Source organism: Curtobacterium sp. MCLR17_032 (assembly GCF_003234795.2).
GTDB lineage: Bacteria > Actinomycetota > Actinomycetes > Actinomycetales > Microbacteriaceae > Curtobacterium.
Window position 1 is genome coordinate 2,744,222 of the sequence record NZ_CP126268.1, and the last position, 10,706, is coordinate 2,754,927.

Sequence of the window (10,706 nt, forward strand, 5' to 3'; positions counted from 1 at the left end):
CGTGAACACTCTCCGCCGCGGCACGGTCCGTGCCGCCCTCCTGACCGCCGTCACCGCGACGGCCCTCATCCTGACCGGCTGCTCGAGCACCGGCGGATCCGACGACGCCGGTGACGGCACGAGCGCGTCCTCCCGCGCGTGGTCGTACGAGGACGCCACCGGAGCGACCGTCAAGGTCGACCACACCCCGAAGCGCGTCGTGGTCCTCAACGACATCGCGATCTCGTTCATCGAGTACGGCCTGCGCCCGGTCGGCACCTTCGGGCAGCTGACCATGGCGAAGGACCAGCGCTTCACGGATCTCGACAAGGACGGCATCACGCAGCTCGGCAACGGCTACGGCGACATCGACCTCGAGAAGCTCGCGGCACTGAAGCCCGACCTCGTCGTCACCTCCGTCTACCCGACGGACGCCAAGGGGACGCTCGACGCCACCCAGCCGGCCTACGGCTTCAAGGACAAGGAACAGCAGCAGCAGGTCGCGGCCATCGCACCGATCGCCCAGGTCAAGTGGGGCGGCGAGGGCGAGGACGTCATCGAGCACATCGCCGACCTCGCCGAGTCCCTCGGGGCGAAGGAGAACCGGGTCGAGGCCGCCGAGAAGGACTTCGACACCGCCAAGGACGCGCTGCAGAAGGCCGTGAAGGGCAAGGACCTGTCCATCGTCTCGATGTACGCGGACGGCGACGGCGCCTACGTCACCCGCCCGTCCGACGAGCCGACGCTGCAGATGTACACCGACTTCGGCGTCGACTTCGTCGTCCCGAAGCCCAAGGGCTGGTACTGGGGCATCTACAGCTGGGAGAACGCGGGCCAGATCACCGGTGACGTGATCCTGCTCTCGCAGCAGGGGTACCAGGTCGCGGACCTCGAGAAGCAGCCGACGTTCGCCGACAACGCCGCCCTCGAGGCCGGCCAGGTCCACAGCTGGACCTTCCCCGCCCTCGACTACGCCTCGCAGGCCGACTACATGACGAAGCTCGCGGGCTGGATCGACGAGAGCAAGCCGGTCTCCTGACACGACCGCCAGACCGGCGGAACGGCACGGCCGGCGCAACGGCACGACGGCACGACGGCACGACGGACGGGAGGCTCCCCACCAGCTGGTGGGGAGCCTCCCGTTCCGTCGTCTGCCTGCGCCGGTCAGCCCGGCAGGGCGGCCACGGTCACCTTCGTCGCCGCCGCGACGAGCGCGTCGACCGGCTTCGCGTCCGCCCGCGACCGACTGGTCATCACGACGAGGACGATCGGCGCCCGGCCCGGCGGCGTGACGATCCCGACGTCGTTCCGCACCCCGTAGGAGCCGGTGCCGGTCTTGTCGGCGACCGACCAGCCCGTCGGGACACCGGCGCGGATGGTCGCCGCACCCTTGGTGGTGCCGGCCATCGTCTCGACGAGCATCTTCCGGTCCTCCGGCCGCAGCGCGTCGCCGAGCAGGACGGTCCGCAGGTCCGCCGCGAACTGGGCCGGTGTGGTCGTGTCGCGCTCGTCACCCGGGGTGGCCTCGTTGAGGTCCGGTTCGACCCGGACGACCTGGGTGACCTGGTCACCGATCCCCCGGAGCCACTGCTGCACGACCGACGGACCGCCGACCCGTGCGACGAGCAGGTTCGCCGCCGTGTTGTCGCTCGACCGCAGCATCGCGTCGAGCAGCGCCCGGACGGTCATGCCCGAGCCGACGTGCTGCGACGTCACCGGGGCGTACGACAGCAGGTCGCGCTGCTCGATCGGCACGACGGCGTCGAGGTCGCCCGACCGGGCGTCGTCCAGGACGGTCGCGGCGATGAACACCTTCGCAGCGGACGCGAACGCGAACCGCTCCCCGGCCCGGTGTGTGACGGTCGCCCCGCTGCCGGTGTCGATCGCGACGAGGCCCAGGCGGGCGTCGTCGCGGCGCTCGAGCGCGTCGAGCGCGCGGGTGGTGGCGGCGCTCGTCGTGCTCGCCGGGGTCGGTGCCGCAGGGGTCGGCGCGCCCGCGTCCCGGCCCGTCCCCGCGCTGGGTGCGCTGCTCGGGAGCCCGACCGGCGCGGTCACCGACTGGCAGCCGGACAGCGCGATGGTGGCCGCGACGAGGAGCACGGTCGCGATGATCACCCTCGTCCGGTCCGGCATCGTCACACGATAGTGCGGCGATCCTGCCTGTCCCCGAGTGCGCCTGCGGGCTCCCCCAGGTCCGCTCCCGCTGGCCGGGGGACGAACCTGGGGATCATCTCCAGGAAGGTGCACCGAGTGCATCGATGCACTTAGTGTCTTCTGCGTGACCCTCTCACCCGACCGCCGTGCTGCCCTCAAGGCACGGCACCGGGCAGCGATCCTGCAGGCCGCCCGCGACCTGATCGACGAGCGCGGCGGCGAGTTCAGCGTCGACGAGCTCGCCGCCCGCGCCGACGTCGCCCGACGCACGGTCTTCAACCACTTCGCGTCGCTCGACGAGATCCGCCTGTCGGTGTGCGAAGAGGTGCTGTCGGTGATCATCGACCAGTTCCTCGCCGAGATCGCGAACACCCCGGTCGGCGACGGCAGCCGCGCCGCGATGTTCGACGAGCTCGAGTCCGCCGCCCGTGGCACCGACCTGCCCGGCGCCATCGTCCAGCTGTACGGCATCCTCGGCGAGCCCGAAGACGACGACCCGAAGGCAGCCGCCCTCACGCAGACCGCGTTCGCCCGCGTGACCGGGCGTCTCCGCAGCGAGGTCGCCCGTCGGCACCACGCAGCTGATGCCCTGGACACCGCTCTGCTGGTGGACTCGCTGATGAGCGGCATCGTCGTCATCGCCGACCACTGGATCTCGACCACCGGCCCTCGCCTGGACGACGAGGCCCGGGACGACTGGGACGCCCTGCTCGGACGGCTCGTGCACAGCGTCCGCAGCGGGTACCTGCCCGAACACTGACCACTCGACGTCCTCCCAGGGGTCCACCGGCGCACCCCGTTCGACAGCACCACCCACGACGAAAGGAACGGAGCCCAGCATGGCCGGCCTCCTCTACCGCCTCGGTCGCTTCGCGGCCCGCCGACACTGGACGGTGATCATCGCCTGGATCGTCCTCATGGCGATCGCCGGTGTCACCTTCAGCCTGTTCGCGGGCACCATCTCGTCCTCGATCACGATCCCCGGCACGAAGACCAGCCAGGTGCAGGACGAGCTGGCCGACAAGTTCCCGAGCGCGAACGGCGGCAACGGCACGCTGGTCTTCCAGACGACCGACGGCAAGGCCTTCTCGGACAGCCAGAAGGACGGGGTGAAGTCGTTCCTGACCGACCTCGAGGACCTGCCCGGCGTCAAGGGCACCACCGACGGCTTCGCCACCCAGCAGCAGCTCGACGACCAGCGGCAGAAGATCGTCGACGGCCGCAAGGCGATCTCCGACGGCCGGAAGAAGCTCGAGGACGGGCAGAAGGAACTCGACGCGCAGAAGACCCAGCTCGAGTCCGGCCAGCAGCAGATCACGGACGCCCAGGCGCAGCTCGACGCTCAGAAGGCCCAGGCACAGGCGCAGGCCCAGGCCGCCGGGGCCGCCGCGGCCGCCAGCGCCGCCGCACAGGCCCAGGCGCAGGCCGGCCAGCAGCAGCTCGCCCAGGCGCAGGCACAGATCGACGCCCAGAAGCAGCAGCTGACCGCGGGTGAGCAGAAGATCGCCGACGCGCAGAAGACGATCGACGCGAACACGGAGAAGCTCGCGGACAACGAGAAGGACCTCGAGCAGGGCTCCGACCTGCTCGACCTGTCGAAGGACATCCGCTTCGTGTCCTCGAACGACTCCGCCGCCATCGGCACGGTGCAGTTCACGAAGTCGACCTACGAGGTCCCGCAGACCACGAAGCAGGAGATCTCCGACCGTGCCGACGCGGCGAAGATCAGCGGCGTCGACGTCTTCGTGTCGAACGACATCGCCCAGGGCGTGCCGTCGATCCTCGGACCGGGCGAGATCATCGGCGTCATCATCGCCGCCCTCGTGCTGTTCCTCATGCTCCGCACGGTGATCGGTGCCGCGATCCCGCTGCTCAGCGCCGTGCTCGGTGTCGGCGTCGCGACCCTCGCCTCACTGTCCTTCTCCGGCCTGGTCGAGTTCATCTCGGTCACGCCCGTGCTCGGGGTGATGCTCGGGTTGGCGGTCGGCATCGACTACTCGCTGTTCATCCTCAACCGCCACCGGACCCAGCTGAAGCAGGGCATGGGCGTGCACGAGTCGATCGGGCTCGCGAACGGCACCTCCGGCAACGCGGTGGTCTTCGCGGGCACGACGGTCATCGTCGCGCTGCTCGCGCTGAACATCACCGGCATCCCGTTCCTCGGCCTGATGGGCACGGTCGGTGCGGTCGCGGTCCTGTTCGCGATCCTCATCGCCACGTCCTTCACCCCGGCCCTGCTGTCGCTGCTCGGCCTGCGGATCCTCCGGAAGAAGGAGCGCCAGCAGATCGGGAACACCGGCTCGGTGCAGGTGCCGAACAAGCCGATGTCGACCTGGCGTGCCGTGATCACCCTCGTCGCGGGCGTCGCCGTCCTCGGCACGATCGCACTCCCCGCCACGCAGATGCGCCTGGGCCTGCCCTCCGGCTCGTCCGAAGCGGTCGAGTCCAGCCAGTACAAGGCGTACAAGACGCTCGAGAAGGAGTTCGGTGCCGGCCAGAACGGCCCGCTGCTCGTCGTCGCGACGTTGCCGAAGGCCGTCAGCAAGGACGACGTCACCGGCACCGAGGTCACGATCGGTCAGGCGCTGTCGAAGAACGACGACGTCGACGCCGTCCTGCCGATCGGTGCATCGAAGGACCGCTCGATCATCGCGTTCCAAGTGAAGCCGAACGGCGGCCCGGACAGCGTCTCCACCGAGACGCTCGTCAAGGACCTCCGCTCGCAGAGCGTCTCGACCGACGACGGCAAGGTGGAGCTCGGCGTCGCCGGCAACGCCAGCGCCAACATCGACGTCTCCGAGAAGCTCGCGAACGTCCTGCCGCTCTACCTGGCGGTCGTGGTCGGTCTGTCGCTGATCATCCTGATCATCGTGTTCCGGTCGTTCCTGGTGCCGATCACGGCGACGGCTGGCTTCATCCTGTCGGTGCTCGCGTCCTTCGGTGGTCTGACCGCGATCTACCAGTTCGGCTGGCTCGGCAGCGTGTTCGGCGTGCACGACCCGGCACCGATCCTGAGCTTCCTGCCGATCATCGAGATCGGGATCCTGTTCGGGCTCGCGATGGACTACCAGCTCTTCCTGGTCTCCGGCATGCGCGAGGCGTACGCCCACGGCGCCAGCGCGAAGGTCGCGGTCCAGCGTGGTCTGCACGCCGGTCGCGCGGTGGTCACGGCAGCCGCGATCATCATGATCTCGGTGTTCGCCGGGTTCATCTTCTCGGACTCGTCGACCATCAAGCCGATCGGGTTCGGGCTGGCGTTCGGCGTCCTGCTCGACGCGTTCGTGGTCCGCATGCTGCTGATCCCGGCCGTGATGCACCTGCTCGGCAAGAGCGCCTGGTGGATCCCGAAGTGGCTCGACCGGATCCTGCCGGACGTCGACGTCGAGGGCGCCAAGCTCGAGCGCATGCAGCCGGCGACGCAGCACGCGTCCTCCGGTGCAGTGGGCGAGGGCAACGGCGACGGCAACGCGCACCACGGCTCGCACGCCGCTCCGGCGGAGCCGGACGCGCCGACCCACGACTCGGGTCACTCGCCCTCGCACCGCGCGTAGGCACCAGCGTCACCGACAGGAGGCCCGGTGCCGGTCCACGAGACCGGCACCGGGCCTCCCGTCCGTCATCCACCCCGCGCCACCCCGGCGGAACACCGCTGCTTCGTGCACGAAGGGTACGGTGGGCACATGCTCCACACCGAGACCGACCCGCTCTCCCTCGACCGGCAGCTCTGCTTCGCCCTCGCCGCCACGAGTCGGAGTGTGGTCGGGCTCTACCGCGAGCACCTGGAGCCGATGGGCCTGACGCACCCGCAGTACCTCGTGATGCTCGCGCTCTGGGAGCGCGATCCCCGCTCGGTGCGCGAGATCGCGGGCGAACTCCGCCTGGAGTCGGCGACGCTCAGTCCGCTGCTCAAGCGACTCGAAGCGTCCGGCTACGTCCGCCGCGGCCGCAGCACCGAGGACGAACGACAGCTCGCGGTGTCCCTGACGACAGCCGGTCGGGCCCTCCGCGACCGCGCCGAGGCCGTCCCCGTCGCGGTCGCGGCCCAGCTCGGGTGGCCGGTGGCCCGACTCGAGGCGCTGAAGGACGAGTTGACGGCACTCCTCGAGGTCGTCGACCACGCCTGACCCGCGCAACGCACCAGACAGCGCGTACACTAACGATCAGGGCACGAATGGAAGGGTGACCATGGGACGCTTCGCGCAGTGGTACGAGCGCTGGAACACCACGCTGATCAACAAGATGGGGCCGTCCCAGATCGGTGCCGGTCACCCCGAGGGCCTCGACGACCGCACGGTCGACCGCGGCTGCCCGATCTGCCACCAGCCACTGTCGCTGCACACCGTGATCCGCCCCGAGGGCCAGGTCCGCTCCTCCACCCTGGTGTGCCCGCGACCCTGAGCGCGAGAACCGGACAGCGTGACCGAGTTGGAATAGGCAACATGGTGTCGGCGTTCCCGCTCGGCGTGAAGCTCTACGAACCCACCGCCCTCGGCGCACTCCGACTCAGCAACCGCATCGTCATGGCCCCGCTCACGCGCACCCGCGCCGGTGAGCAAGGGATCCCGAACGACCTGCTCGTCGAGCACTACGCGCAGCGCGCGAGCCTCGGCATGATCATCACCGAGGGCACCTGGCCCGTGCAGGAGGGCCGCTCCTACCCCGGCCAGCCCGGCATCGAGACCGACGAGCAGATCGCCGGCTGGCGCCGCGTCGCCGACGCCGTCCACGAGCGCGGCGGCACGATCGTCATGCAGCTCATGCACGGTGGCCGCGTCTCGCACCCCGACATCTCGCAGACCCCGCGCATCGTCGGCCCGAGCGCCGTCGCCGCCCCGGGTCAGACGCACCTGGCCGACGGCTCGAAGGCCGACATGCCGGTCCCCCACGAGCTGACCACCGACGAGGTCGCCGAGGCCGTCCAGGGCTTCGTCCAGGCCGCCCGCAACGCGATCGCCGCCGGCATCGACGGTGTCGAGGTGCACGGCGCCAACGGCTACCTGGTGCACGAGTTCATGTCGAGCCACTCGAACACCCGCACGGACCAGTACGGCGGCTCGGCCGAGAACCGTGCCCGCTTCGCCGTCGAGGTCGTCACGGCCGTCGCCGAGGCCGTCGGCGCGGACCGCACCGGCATCCGCCTGTCGCCGGAGCACGGCATCCAGGGCGTCATCGAGGACGACGCCGCCGACGTGCGCGCCGTCTACTCCGCGATCGCCGAGGGCCTGGCGCCGCTCGACCTCGCCTTCATCGACGTCCTGCACGCCGAGCCGGCCGGTGACCTCGTGCAGCACATCCGCCGCACCGCGGGCGCCCCGTTCGTCGTCAACTCGGGCTTCAGCGCGATGACCACGCGCGACGAGGCGATCGCCGTCATCGACGATGACGTCGCCGACGCCATCGCCGTCGGTCGTCCCGCGATCGCGAACCCGGACCTCGCCGAGCGCTGGGAGCAGGACGCGGAGCTCAACGAGCCCCGTCCCGAGCTCTTCTACGGCGCGACCGCCGAGGGCTACACCGACTACCCGACCCTCGCCGAGGTGCGCACGTCGGTCGCGTAGTCCGCACCACCTGACGGGAGGGCCGGCCCCGGCCCCGGCCCCGGCGCAAGCCGGACCCGCACAACAGGAACCCGCTCGAACCATGGTCTCCCGTGGTTCGAGCGGGTTTCTGTTGTGCGCAGCCGATCGGCGCCAGCCGTCCGGCGCGCGGCGCGCGGCGCGCGGCGCGCGGCGCTGGTGCGACAGGGCGTCGAGCAGCAGGGCCGCCATCGCGACGGGAGGCCCGGTGCCAGCTGGCACCGGGCCTCCCGTCGTGTCCGGGTCAGGTCGCACCCGGCTCAGGCCGCACCCGACCGTGCCCGACACGACGGGGCCCGACCCGACAGGGGCCGGTCCTGGTCGGCGCCGTCCCAGAGGTCGCCGCACTCGACCGGCTGCGCCCCCGCCGACCGGAGCCAGGGACCGGCACCCCGGTCTGCGTCCACCACCGTTCCGGGATCGAGCGCAGCCCGGAGCGATGCCCGGAGCGATGCGCCGAGCGCGCGCCAGTGGTCGCGCCCGAGGAGCACCGGGTGTCCGGGTCGGCCGTCGTGGACCGCCCGGCGGAGTGACCCGCGGTCGGGCGCCGTCCGTCCGCCGTCGTCGAGCACCCGCCGGACCGCCGCGTGGGGCAGCCCGGGCAGGTCCACGAGCGTGACGAGCGCCGCGGTGACGTCCGGGTCCTCCGCTGCCGCCGTCAGGCCGGTCAGCAGCGAGGCGGACGGCCCGCGTTCCCAGTCGTCCGCGACCACACTGCGGACCGCCGGCCGGTCGGGGACCAGGGCACGGGCCTCCCGGCTGGCGGCACCGAGGACGACGACGACCGCGTCGCACCCGCCGTCGAGCAGCGCGGTGGCCGCCAGGTCGACCCAGGGTCGGCCGTCAGGTCGACGGACCAGTGCCTTCGGGCGGCCCATCCGGGTGCCGGCGCCGGCCGCGAGGACGACGCCGACCACCCGGCCGGGCCCCGCGTCGACGGCCGTCATGTCGGACCGTCAGACGAACCCGGGCACCGCGAGCCAGGCGGCGGGGGCCTCCTCGACGCCGTCCCGGACCACCGTGCCCGAGATGAGCCCGTAGGGGCGGTCCGCGGCGAAGAAGACCTCGCCCGGGTTGTCGAGCCCGAACGGTGCCAGGTCGACCAGGAAGTGGTGCTTGTTCGGCATCGAGAAGCGCACCTCGGCGATCTCGGGGAACGCCTCGATCGCGGTGCGCCCCATCGCGAACAGGGTCTGCTGCAGCGCGAGCGAGTGCAGGTCCGCGAAGGTCTCGAGCATCCGGGCGAGGACCCCGGCGTGGACCACGTCGAAGTCGATGCCGGCGGCGACCGCGTCGGGCAGGTACCGCCAGCGGGCCGTCACCGAGGTCGCCAGGATCCGGTCGTCGGTCTCGGCGAGCGTCGTGTAGCCGTCGCGGGGGAAGCCGTGGAACTCGCTGCCGGTCGACTTCAGCACGGTCAGGTCGGTGACGCCCGCGATCACGTGCACGTCGTCGCCGTCGACCTGCACGACCGCGGTGCGGGTGCCGGCTCCGGCGCGGACGAAGGCGTGGTCGTGCTCGCGGCCGGCGACCGTGATGCGCTCCCAGGTGTGCTGCTCGGCCGACAGGGTCGCGCCGTCGTACCAGTCGAACGCGGTGGTGAAGTGGCGGCCCAGGCGGAGCAGGAACTCCTCCGGGCTGTGCACGCCGTGCTCGCGAGCGAAGGCGTAGACGGTGTTCTTCTGCGAGTCCGTCGCCAGGACCTTCGCGTTGTCGCCGTCGGTGTACGAGTCGGCGAGCGCCGTGCCCCGCAGCTGGGTCGTGACGGTGAGGTCCTCGATCTCGTGGCGGTCGGTGTCGCGGGTGACCCGGACCAGGCGGACCTCGGCCTTGCCGTACTGGTTGGCGCCGAGGTGGACGGTCGAGGGCACGCCCGTGGCGCTGGCGGTGTCGGCGTCGCGGGCGGTGCTGGTGTCGGTCAAGGGGGTCAGCTCCCTCGGTAGGTGGAGTAGGCGAACGGACTGAGCAGGAGAGGGACGTGCAGGTGCGGCGCGGGCTCGTCCGGTGTCGGCCCGTCCGGCTGCTCGGACACGGTGATCGTCACGGTCACCCGCGGGTGGAACGTCCCGGTGTCGAGCGCCGCCCAGTACGCGCCGGTGGCGAAGGACAGGGTCCACTCCCCCGGCGCGAGCCGGTCCGGTCCGAAGCTGCTGATCCGGCCGTCGGCGTCGGTGCGACCGGAGGCGACGAGCACCCCGTCGGCGTCGGTCAGCGAGACGGCGACCCCGGCGGCGGGCCACCCCTTCGTGGTGTCGAGCACGTGGGTGCTGAGGTGGCTCACCGGACGCTCCGCTCGAGTCGGAGGAGGGCGATCTCCCGCAGCTGGTCGGCGACCTCGACGCGCTCGGTGGCGTCGTCGTTCGCCATCCGTCGGCGGAGCTCGGCGAGCACCTGGTCGGCGCTGCGGCCGGCGGCGCGGACGAGGAACACCCGGTCGAAGCGGGCCTCGTAGGCGGCGTTGCCGGCCCGGAGTGCGGCCGCGGTGTCGACGTCGGCATCGGCGGATGCGGCCTGTTCCAGCCGGGAGGCTGCTGCCGCGGCTCCGTCACCCACCGGCCGGTCCCCGATCCGCGGGTGCTCGGCGAGCGCGGCGTCGACCTCGTCGTCGGTCCAGGTCCGGGCGAGCCGGTCGGCTGCGGCGGCGAGGGCGTCCGCCGATCCGTACGGGCGGCCGGCGAGGACGGCGTCGGCCCACCGCGGTACGGCGGCCCAGGACGCGACGAGTGCCCGGGCAGCGTCGTCGTCGAGCCGGTCGAACGCGAGGGCGCTGCCGGTGGTCGGGGACGCCTGCGTGCCGGCGTCGGACGGTGGAACGGTCATGTCCCGGAGGATGGCACCCCCGTGTTTCGGGGAGAGGTCGAGCAGGTCACGGGTCCGCTGCACCGCCCGACCACGGCTGTTCCTTCCCCGAAACGACGCTGAAACACCGGTTCCCTAGCGTGGCCGACATGGCATGGAACCGGGGCATGATCGCGCACGGCCGACGAGTCGGTGCGC

Annotated in this window: 11 protein-coding genes; 6 read left to right on the forward strand and 5 right to left on the reverse strand. The window is 71.6% G+C overall.

The window, feature by feature from the left end:
• The first annotated feature begins 1 nt into the window (after position 1).
• On the forward strand, positions 2-1,018 hold the full coding sequence (locus tag DEI97_RS12955; protein ID WP_111074793.1) for an ABC transporter substrate-binding protein: 1,017 nt from the start codon (positions 2-4) through the stop codon (positions 1,016-1,018).
• A gap of 125 nt (positions 1,019-1,143) precedes the next feature.
• Here DEI97_RS12955 and bla read toward each other — a convergent pair whose 3' ends face one another.
• Positions 1,144-2,112 (reverse strand): class A beta-lactamase, encoded by a 969-nt coding sequence (bla, locus tag DEI97_RS12960; protein ID WP_111074826.1) that lies wholly within the window; start codon positions 2,110-2,112, stop codon positions 1,144-1,146.
• A 145-nt stretch (positions 2,113-2,257) separates the two neighbouring features.
• On the opposite strand from bla, the gene DEI97_RS12965 reads away from it, so the two are divergent.
• From DEI97_RS12965 to DEI97_RS12985, 5 genes are all read left to right on the forward strand, one after another.
• Positions 2,258-2,893, forward strand: coding sequence for a TetR/AcrR family transcriptional regulator (locus DEI97_RS12965; RefSeq protein WP_181439228.1), 636 nt, complete (start codon positions 2,258-2,260; stop codon positions 2,891-2,893).
• A gap of 79 nt (positions 2,894-2,972) precedes the next feature.
• Positions 2,973-5,684 carry an MMPL family transporter gene (locus DEI97_RS12970; RefSeq protein WP_111074795.1) on the forward strand — a complete coding sequence of 904 codons (2,712 nt, stop codon included), beginning with the start codon at positions 2,973-2,975 and terminating at the stop codon, positions 5,682-5,684.
• Between the two features lie 129 nt (positions 5,685-5,813).
• A complete protein-coding gene (locus DEI97_RS12975; RefSeq protein WP_111074796.1) occupies positions 5,814-6,257 on the forward strand; it encodes a MarR family winged helix-turn-helix transcriptional regulator in 444 nt (147 codons plus the stop codon).
• Positions 6,258-6,318: 61 nt separating this feature from the next.
• Entirely contained in the window at positions 6,319-6,531 is a 213-nt protein-coding gene (locus DEI97_RS12980) for a hypothetical protein (protein ID WP_111074797.1), read from the forward strand.
• A 41-nt stretch (positions 6,532-6,572) separates the two neighbouring features.
• Positions 6,573-7,691, forward strand: coding sequence for an alkene reductase (locus tag DEI97_RS12985; protein WP_111074798.1), 1,119 nt, complete (start codon positions 6,573-6,575; stop codon positions 7,689-7,691).
• 278 nt (positions 7,692-7,969) lie between these two features.
• Here DEI97_RS12985 and DEI97_RS12990 read toward each other — a convergent pair whose 3' ends face one another.
• The 4 genes from DEI97_RS12990 to uraD are packed head-to-tail and all read right to left on the reverse strand — an operon-like array spanning position 7,970 to position 10,529.
• Positions 7,970-8,656 (reverse strand): nucleotidyltransferase family protein, encoded by a 687-nt coding sequence (locus DEI97_RS12990; RefSeq protein WP_111074799.1) that lies wholly within the window; start codon positions 8,654-8,656, stop codon positions 7,970-7,972.
• Positions 8,657-8,665: 9 nt separating this feature from the next.
• Positions 8,666-9,580, reverse strand: coding sequence for a factor-independent urate hydroxylase (gene pucL / locus DEI97_RS12995; protein ID WP_111074827.1), 915 nt, complete (start codon positions 9,578-9,580; stop codon positions 8,666-8,668).
• Between the two features lie 56 nt (positions 9,581-9,636).
• The gene (gene uraH / locus DEI97_RS13000) at positions 9,637-9,990 is read right to left on the reverse strand and encodes a hydroxyisourate hydrolase (RefSeq protein WP_111074800.1); all 354 of its coding nucleotides are present in this window, start codon (positions 9,988-9,990) and stop codon (positions 9,637-9,639) included.
• The gene (gene uraD, locus DEI97_RS13005) at positions 9,987-10,529 is read right to left on the reverse strand and encodes a 2-oxo-4-hydroxy-4-carboxy-5-ureidoimidazoline decarboxylase (protein WP_111074828.1); all 543 of its coding nucleotides are present in this window, start codon (positions 10,527-10,529) and stop codon (positions 9,987-9,989) included. The genes uraH and uraD overlap by 4 nt, the downstream gene beginning before the upstream one ends.
• Positions 10,530-10,706 lie beyond the last annotated feature (177 nt).